This is a genomic window from Devosia beringensis, from assembly GCF_014926585.1.
Classification (GTDB): domain Bacteria; phylum Pseudomonadota; class Alphaproteobacteria; order Rhizobiales; family Devosiaceae; genus Devosia; species Devosia beringensis.
The window spans coordinates 19,099-34,902 of sequence record NZ_CP045422.1 but is presented as its reverse complement, the minus strand read 5'-3'; the positions used below and the strand labels follow the sequence as shown (position 1 = coordinate 34,902).

General features: G+C 64.0%; 14 protein-coding genes and 1 tRNA gene. 4 read left to right on the top strand and 11 right to left on the bottom strand.

What is annotated here, in order from left to right; genetic code table 11:
* Nucleotides 1–68: 68 nt before the first annotated feature.
* The 10 genes from GDR53_RS00180 to GDR53_RS00135 all read right to left on the bottom strand — a co-directional run bounded on the left by GDR53_RS00180 (nucleotide 69) and on the right by GDR53_RS00135 (nucleotide 9,926).
* Nucleotides 69–1,475 (bottom strand): cryptochrome/photolyase family protein, encoded by a 1,407-nt coding sequence (locus tag GDR53_RS00180; protein ID WP_193336128.1) that lies wholly within the window; start codon nucleotides 1,473–1,475, stop codon nucleotides 69–71.
* Nucleotides 1,476–1,522: 47 nt separating this feature from the next.
* Nucleotides 1,523–1,978 (bottom strand): SRPBCC family protein, encoded by a 456-nt coding sequence (locus GDR53_RS00175; RefSeq protein WP_193336127.1) that lies wholly within the window; start codon nucleotides 1,976–1,978, stop codon nucleotides 1,523–1,525.
* Between the two features lie 196 nt (nucleotides 1,979–2,174).
* Nucleotides 2,175–2,249 (bottom strand) — tRNA-Asn (locus GDR53_RS00170).
* 102 nt (nucleotides 2,250–2,351) lie between these two features.
* Complete coding sequence (gene mobA, locus GDR53_RS00165) at nucleotides 2,352–2,963, bottom strand: molybdenum cofactor guanylyltransferase (protein ID WP_193336126.1); 612 nt, start codon at nucleotides 2,961–2,963, stop codon at nucleotides 2,352–2,354.
* Nucleotides 2,960–4,117, bottom strand: a complete 1,158-nt coding sequence (locus GDR53_RS00160) for a benzoate/H(+) symporter BenE family transporter (protein ID WP_193336125.1) — start codon at nucleotides 4,115–4,117, stop codon at nucleotides 2,960–2,962. The genes mobA and GDR53_RS00160 overlap by 4 nt, the downstream gene beginning before the upstream one ends.
* A 145-nt stretch (nucleotides 4,118–4,262) precedes the next feature.
* On the bottom strand, nucleotides 4,263–5,024 hold the full coding sequence (locus GDR53_RS00155; RefSeq protein WP_193336124.1) for an ABC transporter ATP-binding protein: 762 nt from the start codon (nucleotides 5,022–5,024) through the stop codon (nucleotides 4,263–4,265).
* A complete protein-coding gene (locus GDR53_RS00150; protein ID WP_193336123.1) occupies nucleotides 5,021–6,061 on the bottom strand; it encodes a FecCD family ABC transporter permease in 1,041 nt (346 codons plus the stop codon). Before GDR53_RS00150 ends, GDR53_RS00155 begins: the two co-directional genes overlap by 4 nt.
* Nucleotides 6,058–7,095 (bottom strand): ABC transporter substrate-binding protein, encoded by a 1,038-nt coding sequence (locus tag GDR53_RS00145; protein ID WP_193336122.1) that lies wholly within the window; start codon nucleotides 7,093–7,095, stop codon nucleotides 6,058–6,060. The genes GDR53_RS00150 and GDR53_RS00145 overlap by 4 nt, the downstream gene beginning before the upstream one ends.
* Before the next feature lie 162 nt (nucleotides 7,096–7,257).
* Nucleotides 7,258–8,562, bottom strand: coding sequence for an NAD(P)/FAD-dependent oxidoreductase (locus GDR53_RS00140; RefSeq protein ID WP_193336121.1), 1,305 nt, complete (start codon nucleotides 8,560–8,562; stop codon nucleotides 7,258–7,260).
* Nucleotides 8,562–9,926, bottom strand: coding sequence for a glutamine synthetase family protein (locus GDR53_RS00135; protein WP_193336120.1), 1,365 nt, complete (start codon nucleotides 9,924–9,926; stop codon nucleotides 8,562–8,564). The genes GDR53_RS00140 and GDR53_RS00135 overlap by 1 nt, the downstream gene beginning before the upstream one ends.
* 100 nt (nucleotides 9,927–10,026) lie before the next feature.
* Here GDR53_RS00135 and GDR53_RS00130 point away from each other — a divergent pair, with 100 nt between their 5' ends.
* A complete protein-coding gene (locus GDR53_RS00130) occupies nucleotides 10,027–10,800 on the top strand; it encodes a gamma-glutamyl-gamma-aminobutyrate hydrolase family protein (RefSeq protein WP_193336119.1) in 774 nt (257 codons plus the stop codon).
* Nucleotides 10,797–12,224, top strand: a complete 1,428-nt coding sequence (locus GDR53_RS00125; RefSeq protein WP_193336118.1) for an aminobutyraldehyde dehydrogenase — start codon at nucleotides 10,797–10,799, stop codon at nucleotides 12,222–12,224. The genes GDR53_RS00130 and GDR53_RS00125 overlap by 4 nt, the downstream gene beginning before the upstream one ends.
* 63 nt (nucleotides 12,225–12,287) lie before the next feature.
* Here the strand turns inward: GDR53_RS00125 and GDR53_RS00120 are convergent, their stop codons facing one another.
* Nucleotides 12,288–14,357 carry a TonB-dependent receptor domain-containing protein gene (locus GDR53_RS00120; protein ID WP_193336117.1) on the bottom strand — a complete coding sequence of 690 codons (2,070 nt, stop codon included), beginning with the start codon at nucleotides 14,355–14,357 and terminating at the stop codon, nucleotides 12,288–12,290.
* Between the two features lie 194 nt (nucleotides 14,358–14,551).
* Here GDR53_RS00120 and hemP point away from each other — a divergent pair, with 194 nt between their 5' ends.
* The gene (gene hemP, locus GDR53_RS00115; protein WP_193336116.1) at nucleotides 14,552–14,731 is read left to right on the top strand and encodes a hemin uptake protein HemP; all 180 of its coding nucleotides are present in this window, start codon (nucleotides 14,552–14,554) and stop codon (nucleotides 14,729–14,731) included.
* A gap of 12 nt (nucleotides 14,732–14,743) precedes the next feature.
* Nucleotides 14,744–15,799, top strand: a complete 1,056-nt coding sequence (locus GDR53_RS00110) for a hemin-degrading factor (protein WP_408639811.1) — start codon at nucleotides 14,744–14,746, stop codon at nucleotides 15,797–15,799.
* The last annotated feature ends 5 nt before the right edge of the window (nucleotides 15,800–15,804 follow it).

Below are 15,804 nucleotides of genomic sequence, written 5' to 3'. Positions count from 1 at the left end.
GCTTTCCGCCCGTCGGCCCGCCCGCGCAACGTCAGTGCGCAACAGGCAAACTGGCGCAATATCATTCCCTACAGAGCGGCCGAGGCGGCCAGGGCACGCGCCCTTGACGTCTTGAGATCAACGATCGGTACAGGGTAGGTCTGGCCGATGATGACGCCCGCCCGCCGCAGCACCGCAGTCGGCGCTTCAGAGGGACTGTGTATCCATTCGTCCGGCAACGCCGCCAGTTCAGGCACCCAGCGCCGTACATAGCCGCCATCTGCATCAAATCGCCCGCCCTGTGTGACCGGGTTGAAGATGCGGAAATAGGGCGCGGCATCGAGCCCGCTGCCGGCAACCCACTGCCAGCTGGCCGGGTTGCTGGCGACGTCGCTGTCCACCAGGCAGTCCCAGAACCACCGCTCGCCCAGCCGCCAGTCGATCAGCAGGTTCTTGCTCAGCAGCGATGCCACCAGCATGCGGACACGGTTGTGCATATAACCGGTCTCCCACAGCTCGCGCATGCCCGCATCGATGATCGGCAGGCCGGTCTGGCCACGCTGCCAGGCATCAAGCTCCTCGGGTGCGTCCCGCCACGCCATGGCGGCATACTTGGCCTGCATCGGTTCCTGCGCAATGTCGCAGCGATGATAGAGCTGATGGTAGCTGAAATCGCGCCACGCCAGTTCGGACAGGAATTTGTCGATCGCACCGGCCTGTTCTGGCGCCAGTTCCGCCGCCAGCATGCCAGCCTGCCAGATCTGCCGTGGGCTGATCTCGCCGAAGCGGAGATGCGGCGACAGGCCCGAAGTGGCATCGCAATCTGGGATGTCACGCCGCTCGGGATAGTCGCCTACACGGTGGTCGAGAAAGTCGGCCAGCATGCGCTGCGCCGAAGCTTCCCCGACATACCAGTGGCCGCCTAGTTTTTCCGCCCAATGCGGTTCCTGGTAATCGGTATCGACAGGGACGGGGGCTCGCGGCGTCCCCGCCTCGGGGCGCCCCAGTGGCGCGGTCAGGCGCTGCTGCTTGAGTGTTTTCCAGAACGGTGTGAAAACCGAATAGGGCTTGCCTTGGCCGGTGCTGATCTCCCACGGCTCGATCAGGACATTGGCGCCGAACGACTCGGTCTTGGTGCCGCGGGCCGTCAGCCAGGTCTTGATGGCGGCATCGACCGCGCGCTCGCCTGGTGCATATCGCCGGTTCCAGTACACCGCGTCGACGGCATGCTCCTGCACCAGTTCAGCAACGATCACCCCGGGCACACCACGGCGGACCAGCAGCTCTACGCCCAGCGCCGCCAGATCTGCTTCCAGGGCGCCAAGGCTCTGGTGCAGCCACCAGCGCGCGGCCGCGCCGGGCGGTCGCACGCCGATATTTTCCTCGTGGATGTAAAGGACTATGGCCCGGTCTGCGCCGCGCATCGCGGCCATCAGGGCTGGGTTGTCAGAGATGCGCAGATCGTTGCGCAGCCAGGCAATATGGGTCGAACGCATCACGGGCCTCCGTGCGTGTTACGCACGGACGGCCCGATCGGTTCAGCTCAGGCCATGACTTCGGCGAGATGTTCGAGCGCGGCGTTCCACGCCTCGATCGAAAAGATTCGCGATTCCGGATCGGCATGGGCGAGGCCGCGTTCGGTCAGCGTGATCTGTGTCTGTTCGTCACCGATTGCCTTGAACAGGATTTCGAGCACGAAGATCAGATCCTCCTCCTCGTCTTCCTCGTCCTTGTGCACCCAGCTCATTACCAGCTTCTGGTTTTCCACGAAGGCCAGAATTTCGCCGCTGACGGTATGATCCTCTGGATCTTCGTCGTCACCGAAAGTGGTGAAGGTATATTCGCCACCCTCGAAGGCATCGAGCTCGGCCTGGTCGGCCTGCCACTGTTCGATCAGCGCCGGGTCGGTCCAGGCCTTGAACACGTCATCGACATGGGCGTCGATGGTCCGGGTCAGCGTGATCTGGCTTTCGCCGTCCAAGTCCATGCCATTGCTCATGCGAAAACCTCTTTGATGACGCGCCGCGTCGTGGGCCGATCGCGCCTGTTACCCAAACCCGTCGCCAATGTCGATGAATGCGCACCAAGATATTGTCGTCGCGCGCCGCCTGGTCGTCAAGCAGCAGCGCGCCCGAGGGGCGGATGCAGCAGCCTTACATGGTGGGATTGTTGCTCGCTATCGAGCGAGGAACGAATGGCTCCGCGGGTAGGATTCGAACCTACGACCAATCGGTTAACAGCCGATTGCTCTACCACTGAGCTACCGCGGAACACCTTCGTTGACCTTCTTGCGAAGGCGAGGTCCATGTACCGAACTTGCTTTGCTTTGCCAAGCCCCAATTGCCGCGCATGTGAATAAGTTGCGACAGCGCTCAACCCAAGGCGATGCGCTGCAGCGCCAGCAGGTCGGCAAGGGTATTGATATTGGCAAAGGGATTGGCACCGGCATGCTCGGTCCAGTCAACACGCCGCGCGCCAAGGCGGCGTTGCAGCGACTTGAGGCTGGCCGGGCCACTGGCGCCATCAATCGCCCGCGGCAGGTCCTGCAGATGCCCAAGGCGCCAGACGGCATTGGGCGGGTAGAAGTCCTCGCCCCAGGCGGCAAAGGCAGCCGTGCCTTCGTCCAATCCGTCGATCAGCCGGGAAACGAAATCGGTGGGCAAAAAGGCGGTATCCACCGCGACGCTGACCAGCAATCCGTCGGTGATTCCCGATTCTGTCAGATGCGCCACCGCGGCAGCCAGCCCGGCCAGCGGCCCCGCAGACGGTGAGTCGCGGTCCGGCACGGCTACACAGGTAGGCGGCAGGTCCAGCCTGTGCTCGGGTGGCCCACCCGCCACCAGGATGGGATTGACGACCTTGCCCAGCGCGCTGATCACCCGGTCAAGCTGGCGTACCCTGCCCAGACGCAGGTCGGCCTTGCGCACCCCGCCCAGACGCGTGCCTTTGCCGCCGGCAATGATCACGGCATGGGGCAGGGTCATACCCCCGTAGTCTCGACCACTGGCTTGATACCGAACCGCAGCAACACCAGCATGGCAATGCCGCCCACCAGGCCCCAGAAGGGCGCGCCGACGCCGATCATGGTGATCCCCGACGCGGTAATGACGAAGGTGAAGATGGCCGGCAGCCGGGTCTCCTCATGCACCAGCGCCCCGGCCAGTGCCGCCGTCAGGCTCGACAGCAGGGCCAGCCCGGCAACGGCCTGGATCAGCAGGGGCGGCGACGCCGCGATGAACGCCGCGGCCAGGCTCGCCGCCGGGGCCAGCAGCAGATAGACCACGCCCGCAGCAATAGGCGCCGGCCAGCGCTTGGTCTTGTCGGGATGGGCTTCCGGCCCGGCGCAGATCGCCGCCGTTATGGCCGCCAGATTGCTGGTATGGCCGCCAAACACCGCTGTAACGGCGCTGGCGATACCGGTCATGACAAACAGGGGCGCCGGCGCCAGTATGAAGCCATTGGCCTGCATCACCGCCAGCCCCGGCAGGTTCTGCGAGGCCATGGTGACGATATAGAGCGGCAGGCCGATCCGTACGATGGCGTCCAGCGTAAAGACCGGCATGACCGGCACCAGCGCCGGCCAGCTCGAATCCAGCGCGCCCGCCGGCAGGTTGGTGGTCAGCGCCAAGACGATCCCGGTCACCAGCACGGCAATCGGCACGGCATAGCGCCGGGCAACGCGCAAGCCGATCACCCAGGCGAGCAGGATGGGCAAAGCCAGCATCGGCATTTCGGCTACGGCGGTAATGGGTGCAAGGCATAGGGTCAGCAGCATGCCGGCCAGCATGGCATTGGCAATCGGCGCGGGAATGGCCGCCATCAGCCGCGCCAGCGGCTTTATGAGGCCCGTGAGCAGGATGAGGCCCGCCGCCACCAGAAACGCCCCCGACACGGCCGGAAAGCCGCCCACCGGCTCGCCCACGGTGAGCAGGAACGCCACCCCGGGCGTCGTCCAGGCAAAGCTGACCGGCACGCGTAGGCGGGCGCTGACGACAATGTTGAGAATGCCGATGGCAATGCAGACGCTCATCAGGCCCGAACCGGCCTGCTGCGGCGAGGCACCCGATGCCGTCAGCGCTGCCAGCACCAGGGTGAAGGTGCTGGCATAGCCGACGATCGCCGCCAGGGCGCCGGCCATGACGGGTTGAAAATACTCGCGCCTGCTTGGCGCTCTATCGGCTATCTGGGTCACCCGACTCTCCGTCTGTTGCCGGCACTCTAGGAGAGGTCGGCAGCGCCGGTGAAGCCCAAACCGGGCCGAACGGTTCACCCGGCCGAGCCAGCTACAGCAAATAGTGGATATGCAGCTTGCCATGGTAGGGCGACGGCTCGATTCTGGCCTCGATCCGGAACACGTCGCGCAACAGCTGTTCGCTCAGCACGGCTTCGGGCGTACCCTCGGCGACGATGCGTCCCTTGTCCATCACGGCCAGGCGGTCACAAAACATCGCCGCATGATTGAGGTCATGCAGCGCCACAATGCTGGTGACGGGCAGGGCATTGACCAGCCGGAGAATGTCGATCTGGTGCTGGATGTCGAGATGATTGGTCGGCTCGTCCAGCACGATCTCGCTAGGCATCTGCGCCAGGGCCCGGGCAATATGCACCCGTTGCCGCTCGCCGCCCGACAGGGTCTGCCAGTACTGGCCGCGCCTTGCGGCCAGGCCGACACGATCCAGCGCCGCCTCGACGGCCGCGTCATCGGCACTGGTCCAGGGCGACAGGGCCGAGCGATGCGGCGTGCGGCCCAGCCGGACCACATCGAGCACTGTGACACTGGCGTCTGTGGTCGCATGCTGCTCCACCAAGGCTACGCGACGGGCCAGACGACGCCGGCTGACCTGGCCGATCGGCTCGCCATCCAGCGTCACCTTTCCGGAATCCGGCTTGCGCAGACCCACCAGCAAGCGCAGCAGCGACGACTTGCCCGACCCATTGGGGCCGAGCAGACCCAGCATCTTGCCGGGCTCGGCGGCGATCGAGACGTCATCGACAATGACGGTCTTGCCGGCTGCCCAGCTGATTCTGTCTGCCTTGATGGTCATACGGCGCGCCTCGCCCGATAGAGGATGACCGAGAAGAACGGCACACCGATCAGCGCCGTCACCACGCCAATGGGGAGCACCTGCTGGGGAATGATGATGCGGGATACGATGTCGGCCAGTACCATGAAGACGGCCCCGATCCCGACACAGGCCGGTAAAAGCCGCAGGTGCAGCGGGCCCACGAGGAACCGTGCGACATGCGGCACCACCAGGCCCACAAAGCCGATCGATCCCACCATGCTCACAATGGTCGCGGTGAGCATGGCTGTGGTGGCGAACAGGATGATGCGGACCCGCACCACCGGAATGCCCAGCGATGATGCCGCGTCGTCACCGAAGGTGAAGGCGTCGAGTGCCCTTGCGTAGAAGAGGCAGATGGCCAGGGCGATCAGCACCACGACCAATGCCAGTTGAAACTCCGGCCAGCGTACGCCACCGAAACTGCCCAGCAGCCAGAACATCACGTCGCGCGCCTGCTGCGCATTGGCCGAGGTGCTCACGATGTAGGAGGTCAGCGCATTGAACAGCTGCGAGGCGGCGACGCCCGCCAGAATGGTGCGGTCCGCCCCACCGCGGGCACCACTGGCCAGGATGACCACGAATAGAAACGCCGCGAGCGCGCCGGCAAAGGCGCCGCTGGAAAGCGTAACCGCGCCCGCACCAATGCCCAGTACGATCACCGAGACGGCGCCAGTCGATGCGCCGGCCGATATGCCCAGCACATAGGGCTCTGCCAGCGGGTTGCGCAGCAAAGACTGCAGGATGGCGCCACACAGCGCCAGCCCGGCACCACAAAGCGAGGCAACCAGAGCGCGGCTCAGCCGATAGTCCCAGATGACGCTTTCGTGGATCTTGTCGAGCGGCACCGCCGTCCAGCCCAGCCGGTTGGTGATGGCGTGGAACGTCGTCGATGGCGGAATCGCCAATTCGCCAATGCCCACGCCCGCGCCAATCGATACGGCCAGCAGCGCCAGCGACAGCACGGCGAGCAGACCGAGACCGGCCCGCCCGCTCAGAGTGCGGCTGACGACGCTCACTTGATCAGACCAAAGCCCACGAGCTGATCGACCAGCTGCTCAGCGCCGTAGATGGTGCGGATGGTCGGGTTCATCGCCTGGCCGTCCATCACCGCGATATGGCCGTTCTTGACGGCATCTATCTGGCTGACCACCGGATCGCTGGTCAGGAACGCCTTCTTGGCCGCAGGCTTGTCCAGATCCCAGCGATTGCGGTCGAGATCGGCGATCACCAGCACGGTCGGGTTGGCAGCGACAATGCCTTCCCAGCTCACCGTCGGCCATTCGGCTTCGGTGGTGATGGCATTATGGCCACCCAATAGGTCGGCAATGAAGCCGGATGCGCCATTCTTGCCGCCCAGATAGGCGTCATCGGCCGGCGACGGGCTGGAGAACCAGAAGACAAAAGATGGATCGCCATCGCTGCCTGCCACCCGCTCGCGGATGGCCGCCTCGCGAGCCTTGAACGAGGCAATCAGTTCCTGGCCGCGATCGCTTACGTCAAAGATCTGCGCCAGTTCGTCGATCTCCTGGTAGAGCAGATCCATATTCCACAGGCTGGCGCGGCTGCCATGCACGTCGGCCACATTGTCGGATGTGGCGCAGACGCCGGGCGACAGATAGCTTGGAATGTCGAGATTGGCGAAGTCTTCGCGCGTGGCAATGGTGCTGTTGGGGCCAAGCAGATTGAGCAACTGGGCGGCCACGAAGTCGGGACGCTCGGCTAGAACCGCTTCCAGCGTCGGGATCTCGACCGTCAGCAGCTTCACCTTTTCATTGGCCGCTGCCAGCTCGGGCAGCACTTTGGACGGCCAGAAGGCGGTGCCCGCAACGCGATCCTCAAGGCCCAGCAGCAGCATGATCTCAGCGCTGTTCTGCCCCAGCGCCATCGCCCGCTCCGGCGCCTTGCTGAACGTGATGTCCACGCCGCAATTGGAGAGTGTGAGCGGATAGCTGGTCGGGCCGGCAAAAGCGGCGCCGGCGGTCAGGCCGCTGGCAAGAATCAGTCCGGTGGCGGCAAGGCGCGACCAGCGGGCGACGGCGGAATGGGGCATGGGAAGATCCTGTTGGCAGAAGGCGCGCCAAGCGAACCGGCGGCGCCGCCATCTACCAAACAAGACCGTCAGAAAACAAGATCATTTTTGTCATATTATCGACAGGAACGGCGCCGCCCGTCACGCAGCGCTATTCCGGGCAGATTTACCGCGGTTGCGCCATCAGATCCCCAGCCGGTCCTTGAGCGCATACCACCACGAGCCCAGCGTCGAATACTGCGCCCTGAACATCCGACCGCCGGGAAAGGGAATCCAGGGCAGCTTGGCGAACGTGTCGAAGCGGGTGAGGTCGCCGCGCACAGCTTCGCCGAGGATGCGACCGAACAGGTGCGAACCGGTTATGCCGTGGCCGCTATAGCCATGCGCGAAATAGACCTTGTCGCCCAGCCTTCCCAGTTGCGGCACCCGCGAGAAGGACAGCGCGAAATTGCCGCTCCAGGCATAGTCGATTTTGACATCGGCCAGTTGCGGAAACACCTTGTCCAGGTTCGGCCGCAGCTTGGCGATCACGTCAGCCGGATCGGTGCCGCCATAGACGACGCCGCCGCCAAAGATCAGCCGGTGATCGGCGCTGAGCCGGAAATAGTCGAGGATGTAGCGCACATCCTCCACGCACATGCCGGTGGGCAGTAGCGCCTTGGCACGCTCTTCGCCCAGCGGCGCCGTCGCCATCATCTGGGTGGAGACCGGCATCACGCGCGCCGTCAGTTCCGGCACGACATTGCCCAGATAGGCATTGCCGCAGACCAGCACCGCGTTGGCAGTGACGCGGCCCTTGGCCGTCGTGACGGTCGCCCGGGTGGTGTCCTGCTCCACCTTGGTGACCGGCGAGTTTTCGTAGATCACCCCGCCCAGGCCTTCTAGGGCTCTGGCTTCGCCCAGTACCAGATTGAGTGGATGCATATGGCCGCCCGAGTGGTCGATCATGCCGCCTTCATAGACATTGCTGCCGATATGCTTGCGGATGCCAGCCTTGTCGAGCATCTCATGGTCATCCATGCCATGCTGGCGCCACAGCGTCTGCTTGGCTTCCAGATCGCGCATATGGGCCGGCGTATAGGCAGCATAGATGTTGCCGCGCTGCAGATCGCAGTCGATGCCATAGCGTTCGACCCAGTCATAGATGATGCCGGCACCCTCCTGCACCAGTCCACCCACGAAACTGGCGGTCTGCGCGCCATAGCGCTTGCCGATGGTGTCGAGGCTGGCATTGAGGCCGTTGACCACCTGACCGCCATTGCGGCCCGAAGCACCCCAACCAACACTGGCGCCCTCGACCATGACCACCTTGAAGCCCTGCTCGGCCAGATGCAGCGCGGCGGACAGGCCCGAATAGCCGGCGCCGACGACGCAGATATCGGCCTTCACCTCCCCCTCGAGGGTCACTGGCACCCGGGTTATATTGCGCGAGGCGGCGTAATAGCTCGGCGGGTAGCTGCCGTCGCCGGCGTAACTCTTGGCCGTCATCACACGATCTCCAGGTAGGCGCTGAATTCCAGATCCGTCACCTGGGAGGCAAAACCGGCGATTTCCTGTCGCTTGCAGGCGACAAACATCGATTGCAGCGTGGGATCGAAAATGCGCGGTATCATGTCGCCGTCCTCGAACGCATTGACCGCCGAGGCCCAGTCGGCCGGCAGCTTGGGCAGGCGTTCGGAATAGGCCCGGCCCTTGAACGGCTTGGCCGGCTTCATCTCGTCTTCGATGCCTACCAGCGCTGCGCCAAGAATGCCGGCCAGCACGAGATAGGGGTTGGCATCAGCGCCGGAAACCCGGTGCTCGATGCGGCGGGCCTTGTGATTGCCACCGGGAATGCGCACCGCGGTGGTGCGGTTCTCATAGCCCCAGGAGACCGCGCTGGGCGCATGGGTGTCGGGGCGCAGCCGGCGATAGGAATTGAAGTGCGGCGCAAACAGCAGGGTGGATTCCGCCATGCCCGACAGCAACCCGCCCACGGCATGCAGCATCACCTCCGAGCCGGTCTCGGTGCCATCGTCAAAGACGTTGATGCCGGCGGCGTCGTTGAGGCTGAAATGCACGTGGAAGCCATTACCCGAACGGCCGCCATAGGGTTTGGCCATGAAGGTGGCGACCAGCTTGTGCTTGCGCGCCACGCCCTTGACGATGCGCTTGAACAGCACCGCATCATCGGCCGCCTTGAGCGCGTCCGAACTGTGCAGCAGGTTGATCTCGAACTGGCCGATGCCGTTTTCCGCTACGGCTGTATCTGCCGGCACATTCTGCTGTTCGCATTGCAGATAGACGTCGCGGAAGAACTCGCCGAAATCTTCGAGCTCGTCGAGCGACAGGATGGCGTCCGAATCCAGCCGCTTGCCCGTATAGGGCGAGATGGGGGGGCGGGCAGAATCGGCCTCGGGATCGACCAGGTAGAATTCCAGTTCGGTCGCCACTACCGGGGTCAGCCCGTGCTCGGCAAAGCGCCGCACCACATGCGCCAGTGACTGGCGTGGATCGCCCAGGAACGGCGTGCGCGCGTCCTGGAACAGCCAGAGTGGGATCATAGCGCTGGGCCTTGTCGTCCAGTTGATGGGCAGCGCGCCGCGACCGGTCGGGCTGCAGATGCCATCGGCGTCACCACTGGTGAAGACCATCGGATTGCCCACGATATCCTCGCCCCAGACGTCCACGCCCACGATCGACAGCGGCATGCGGATGCCATTGTCAGCGATGCGGCGGGCCTGGTCGATGGGGATGCGTTTGCCGCGCATGATGCCATTGAGGTCAACGACGGCGGTGTGCAGCACTTCCACCTGGGGGTTCTGATCGAGCCAGGTGACAATGTCTGCGCTGTTGTTCAATTCGGTGCTCATGCCTGTCCGACGGGTTTTTTGTATGTCATAGCGTTAGCCTAGCAGGTGCCATGCACTTTAGGGAGGCCCCGGTCCTTCCCATCCCAAAGGGTCAGGCAACATGGTTGAACAGCACCGTCCCGTCATTGGCATCATCGCCTGCGGCCGCGCCGTCGAAGGTGAGCCCGCCCAGGCGGTCAAACACCGCTATATTGAGGGCGTGGAGCGCTTTGCCGAAGCGGTGCCGCTGATCATTCCCTCGCACCAGTCCGCCGCCAACGCGGCCGATATCGTGGCACGGCTCGATGCCGTCCTGCTGACCGGCAGCAATTCCAATATCGAGCCGCGCCACTATGGTTCGGCCGATCCAGGGCAGGCACCAGTCGATTCGGCGCGCGACACGTTGAGCGCGGCCCTGATCAAGGCGGCTATTGCCGCCGGCAAACCGGTCTTCGGCATTTGCCGGGGCCTGCAGGAAATCAACGTGGCCCTGGGCGGCACGTTGCGCGACATGCGCAGCGGCGACGGGGCAGGGCGTCACCATGCCCCTGACGGCGCCGATCTGGACGCGATGTTCGGCCATGCTCACGCCGTTGCGATGCCGCCGGGCAGCGTGTTGGCCTCAATGACAGGCAGCGAACAGCTCACCGTCAACAGCGTGCATTTCCAGACCATTGATCGGCTGGCGCCCGGTCTGGCGGTCAATGCGACAGATGCCGACGGCATTATCGAGGCTATCGCCGCCACGGCCACGCCAGCGCCGGTTTTTGCCGTACAATGGCATCCCGAATGGCGCCCGCAGGAGCGCCCGCATGATCTGGCCTTCTGGCACTATGTTGGACAGGCCGCACGCACCGACTATCAGCCAGCCAAAGCCGCGGAGTTGACCCCATGACCGAATTCGAGACCCGGCTGTTCATCAATGGCGACTTTGTCGAGGGGCAGAGCGCGGTCGAAATCGCCTTCGAGCCCGCCCGCGGCACGCCCCTGGCCGAAGTCGCCTCGGCCAGCCCGGCCCAGGTCGATGCTGCCGTTGCCGCCGCCGCGACAGCTTTCAAGAGCTGGGCCAAAACCACCCCGAAGCAGCGCAGCGCCGCCCTCTGGCGCATTGCCGACCTGATCGAGGAACGCGCCGATAGCCTCGCCAGCGTCGAGTCCCGCAATGCCGGCAAGCCGCTGCGCTTCGTCAAGGGCGGGGAACTGGCCAATGTCGCCGACGTCTTCCGCTTCTACGCCACTGCCGTGCGCAATATCCCGGCCCCAGCCGCCGGCAATTTTCGCTCGACCGCGCTGACCAGCCTGATCCGCCGCGACCCGATCGGCGTCGTCGCCCAGATCGCCCCCTGGAACTACCCGCTGCTGATGTCGGCGTGGAAAATTGCCCCCGCCATTGCGGCGGGCAATACCGTCGTCATCAAGCCCAGCGAACTGACCCCGCTCAGCCTGCTTGAGCTGGGCAAGATCTTTGCCGAAGTGCTGCCGCCCGGCGTCGTCAACATTATCTGCGGCAATGGTCTCGATGTCGGCCAGCGCCTGATCTCGCATGACACGGTGCGCATGATTTCGCTGACCGGCGATGTCCGCACCGGCCGCGCCGTGCTGCAGGCCGCCGCCGGCCCGATCATCAAGCGCACCCATCTCGAGCTCGGCGGCAAGGCGCCAGTCATCGTCTGCGAGGATGCCGATCTCGACAAGCTGGTCGAGACGCTGCGCGAGGCCAGCTTCTACAATGCCGGCCAGGATTGCACCGCCGCCTGCCGCATCTTCGCCCAGGCCGACATCGCCCAGGCATTGACCGACAAGCTGCAGACCATGATCGGCTCGCTGGTCTATGGCCAGCCGGACCGCGACGACGTCGAATTCGGTCCCGTCATCAGCGAGCGCCAGCTGGAACGTGTCGACGGATTTGTCAGCCGGGCGCGCAGCGCCGGCGCGGACGTCATGCAGGGGACGGCGGCCGAAACGGGCGGCTTCTTCTTTGCCCCCACCCTGGTTGCAGCGCCGATCGACGCCGAAATCGTGCAAAAGGAGGTCTTCGGACCGGTGCTCAGCATCACCCCGTTTGACGACGCCGAGACGGCTCTGGGCTGGGCCAATGCGTCCGAATATGGCCTGGGTTCGTCGGTCTGGTCGCGCGATACCGGTACGGCCATGGGGCTGGCCAATGCGCTGGAATATGGCGTCACCTGGATCAATACCCACGGCGTCATGGCCACCGAAATGCCGCATGGCGGCATGAAGAACTCTGGTTATGGCTCTGATCTGTCGATGCAATCGCTGATCGACTACACCCAGATCCGCCACCTGATGATCGGTTGAGCTACACAGACAAAAAAGGCCCCCGCGATCGGCGGGGGCCCGTAACGTGACGCTTACCAGTGATTACCAGTCGAACTGCTTGGCCAGCGACAGCTTGAAGGTCCGGCCGGTGGAGCGGTCGGCCTGCTGATTGTCGCGGAAATCGGCATTCGTCACATTGTCGATGGAGGCGCGCAGCTCGGTGCCGGCAAAGGCGCCGCTGGTGGGCTTCCAGGACGAGAACAGGTCCAGCGTGGCATAGCCATTGGTGGCAGTCGATCCGCCGGCGGCCGGGGTCACGCCGGTATCGGTGGCGGCGACCAGCGTCGCTTTGACACCATATTCCAGTTCATATTCCGGGACGCGGGCACCCAGGGTCAGCACCAGCTTGTGGGCCGGGATCGAGGTCAGCGGCTTGTTGGCGATGTCATCGGTGCCCACCATGGCCGAATAGGCGATCCGGCTGAACAGGCTTTCCGATTCATAGGCGCCCTCGACTTCCAGGCCATAGATCGTCGCCTGCCCGATATTGCGATGATAGGGATTGCCCGCCACGGAGGGCGACGACTCGATCATATTGGTAAGGTCGCTGTAGAAGCCGGTGACCTTGACGCTAGCCTGATCGCCCTCCTGCACCAGTTCATAGCCGGACAAGGCAAAGCCGGCCTCAAAGGAGTTGGAACTTTCCTTCTGTAGGTTGAGGCTGGGGGTCTTGGTCGCGTTGTATTGATAACGCTCGTCAAGGGTCGGCATCCGCTCGGTATGCGCCAACGAACCGAAGACCGAAAAATTGTCTGTCAGGTCGTAGAGCACCGCGAGCTTGGGTGAGATGGCCGAGTCATTGATGTCGACTTCACCCCGGGTAGTGCGCTTGGGCGTTTGCCAGGCGAAGTCGCCGCGCACGCCGGCAATCACGGTCAGTCGCTCGTCGAGGATCGCTTCATCCTGCATAAACAGGCCGAGCCGCTTTTCCTGGCCTTCCGGGTGGGTCGTGATCCCAGGGTCGGCCGCCGGGAGCGTCGTATAGCCGACCCGATCCTGGAACGAGGTCTGCACACCATAGGTCAGATAGTGCGCCCAGGCGCCGGTATCGAACTCGGAGGTGTTCTCGATATTGGCCTGCCAGGTGCGATAGCCGTAATCGGCGGTGCCGAAGGTGCCCACCGCCGACTTGGTCTGCGACACGGCGGTATCAAAAAACGAGACATTGGCCTTGAGGTCGACCCACGGATTGTCGCTGTCCGCGTTTTCGTAGCTCAGCACCGCGGTCTGGTCCAGCACGTCCCGGTCGACCTTGCCAAACATGGCGGCAGTGCCCGTCTGGGCATAGTCCTGGTTGTCGGCGTTGCTGCTCCAGCGCTGGTAGGACAGGCGCAGCGCCTGCTCGTCATTGTCGCCGAAGTGCGCCGTGCCCTTGACCAGACCCGACAGGGAAGCGAAGTCCGAGCCCGACAGCGTGTTGCCATTGGCCAGGGTAAGGGCATCCGATCGCCGCCAGTTGCCTGTCGCCAGGATGTCGAAGGTCTCGTTGACCTGCTGAGCCAGCACGCCCGAAACCAGGGTGCCGCTGCCATTGGAGCTGTACTGCGTCTGCAGCCGCGCCGCACCGCTCCTGCCATCCTGGATGAAGTCGGCGGCGTCCTTGGTGGTAAAATTGATCACCCCGCCCAGCGCGCCTGAGCCATAGAGCGTCGAGGAGGCGGGGCCGCGCAGCACTTCCACCTGCTTGTACAGTTCGGGGTCCGAGAAGAACGACCCCATGCGGTATTGCTCGTAGAATTTCTTGGCGCCGTCCACGTTGACCACGATGCGGGCCTCATCGCCCGAGGTCTCGGCCGTGCCGATACCCCTTATATTGAACGATTCCCCCAGCACGCGTTCCGAGCCGATCAGCGTAACGCCCGGCACGGTCGAAAGGACATCGCCAATGGTGGTCGCCTGCGCCGCATCGATATCGTCCTGGTTGACCACCGTCACCGCCTGCGGCGTATCGATGGCGACCTTGGCCTTGCCGGCGCCGATCACCAGCCGTTCCAGCAGCGTAACATTGCTTGCATTGACGTTGAGCGTTTGCGCAGCACCGGCCTGCACACTCACTACGCCCAAGGCGACGCCGCACATCAGTGCCGCCGCCTGTGACCTTACCAGCCGCATTATTCTCTCCAGTCGTCTCGGGTTTTTGGGTTGGCTGGCTGATGGCTGGCTGACAGTGATGGCGCCGCTTTTAAAGCTGACTCTAATAATCACCTATTGCGTGATTTAGATAACATGATTATCAGAGTCAACTATTGGTGAGGCGCCGTGACACGCTGTCATGGTTGCCACCGCTGCGACGATACGAGGCCTATGTGACGCCAAAAACCGAATTGCCTGAGCACGTTGACCCAAGACTGGTCCCACCTCCCGGCCAGCGCACCTTTACCAGCCAGGAGCTGTTCAAGGGCGCCGACGAGATCGTGGTTGTTCACAACGGCGCCCATTATCGCCTGCGCGTTACCCGCCAGGACAAGCTCATTCTGACCAAATAGGCCATTGCCATGATCCATCACGCCACCGCCAAGACGCCCGCCCAGATCCGCGAACTGCGCGCCCTGCATCCCGACATGCGCGAGCGCGATTTTGCCCGCATTCACGCCATTTCCGAGGGTGAGCTGGTCGCCGCCCAGGTCGGGGCAGGCGCCATCCGCCTGCGGCCCGATGTCGATACCCTGCTCAATGGCCTGACGGCCTGCGGCGAGGTCATGGCGCTGACCCGCAATGAGAGCGCGGTGCACGAAAAGATCGGCCCCTATGAAAAGGTGGTTTTCGGGGCGCGCGCGTCGATGGTGCTCGGCGCCCAGATCGATCTGCGTCTCTTTCCCGGCCAGTGGGCCTTCGGCTTTGCCGTGGAAAAACCCGCCGAAGATGGCGCGGTCCGCCGCTCGCTGCAGTTCTTTGACCATCAGGGCATGGCCATCCACAAGGTGCATGCCCGCCCGGCCACCAATCTCGAAGCCTGGGCTGTCCTGATCGACAATCTGCGCCACCCCGAACAGGTCGATGCCATCACCCTGTCGGCGCCCAAGACCCCCGAGGCCATGGGCGCGCCCGCCGGCGTCGAGCAGCTGCGCGAGCGCTGGTCCGCCATGACCGATACCCACCAGTTCTTTGGCCTGCTGCGTGAGCTCAACCTGCATCGCCTGGATGCACTCGAAATGGTCGGCGAGGATTTTGCCGTCCAGCTCGATCATGCTGCCGTCGCGGGGCTCTTTGACGCCGCCGTTGCCGGACAGCTGCCGATCATGGCCTTTGTCGGCAATCACGGCTGCATCCAGATCCATTCCGGTCCGATCCAGAACGTCAAACCCATGGGGCCCTGGCTCAACGTCATGGACGACACCTTCCATCTGCATCTGCGGCTCGACCAGGTCGCCGCTGTCTGGGCGGTGCGCAAGCCGACCGCCGACGGCCATGTGACCTCGGTGGAAGTCTATGACGCCAATCGCGAGTTGATCATCCAGTTTTTCAGCAAGCGCCATGAGGGCCATGCCGAGCGCAGCGAATGGCGCACCATCGTCGACGCGCTGCCGCTCTTTGCCCAGTCCAATGCTGCGTGAGATTT

What these genes read in the sequence shown, in the direction of transcription:
- GDR53_RS00180 (WP_193336128.1), bottom strand. Translation starts at nt 1,475, where the DNA reads ATGCGTTCGACCCATATTGCCTGGCTGCGCAACGATCTGCGCATCTCT.
- GDR53_RS00175 (WP_193336127.1), bottom strand. Translation starts at nt 1,978, where the DNA reads ATGAGCAATGGCATGGACTTGGACGGCGAAAGCCAGATCACGCTGACC.
- mobA (WP_193336126.1), bottom strand. Translation starts at nt 2,963, where the DNA reads ATGACCCTGCCCCATGCCGTGATCATTGCCGGCGGCAAAGGCACGCGT.
- GDR53_RS00160 (WP_193336125.1), bottom strand. Translation starts at nt 4,117, where the DNA reads ATGGCCGGCGCCCTGGCGGCGATCGTCGGCTATGCCAGCACCTTCACC.
- GDR53_RS00155 (WP_193336124.1), bottom strand. Translation starts at nt 5,024, where the DNA reads ATGACCATCAAGGCAGACAGAATCAGCTGGGCAGCCGGCAAGACCGTC.
- GDR53_RS00145 (WP_193336122.1), bottom strand. Translation starts at nt 7,095, where the DNA reads ATGCCCCATTCCGCCGTCGCCCGCTGGTCGCGCCTTGCCGCCACCGGA.
- GDR53_RS00140 (WP_193336121.1), bottom strand. Translation starts at nt 8,562, where the DNA reads ATGACGGCCAAGAGTTACGCCGGCGACGGCAGCTACCCGCCGAGCTAT.
- GDR53_RS00135 (WP_193336120.1), bottom strand. Translation starts at nt 9,926, where the DNA reads ATGAGCACCGAATTGAACAACAGCGCAGACATTGTCACCTGGCTCGAT.
- GDR53_RS00130 (WP_193336119.1), top strand. Translation starts at nt 10,027, where the DNA reads ATGGTTGAACAGCACCGTCCCGTCATTGGCATCATCGCCTGCGGCCGC.
- GDR53_RS00125 (WP_193336118.1), top strand. Translation starts at nt 10,797, where the DNA reads ATGACCGAATTCGAGACCCGGCTGTTCATCAATGGCGACTTTGTCGAG.
- GDR53_RS00120 (WP_193336117.1), bottom strand. Translation starts at nt 14,357, where the DNA reads ATGCGGCTGGTAAGGTCACAGGCGGCGGCACTGATGTGCGGCGTCGCC.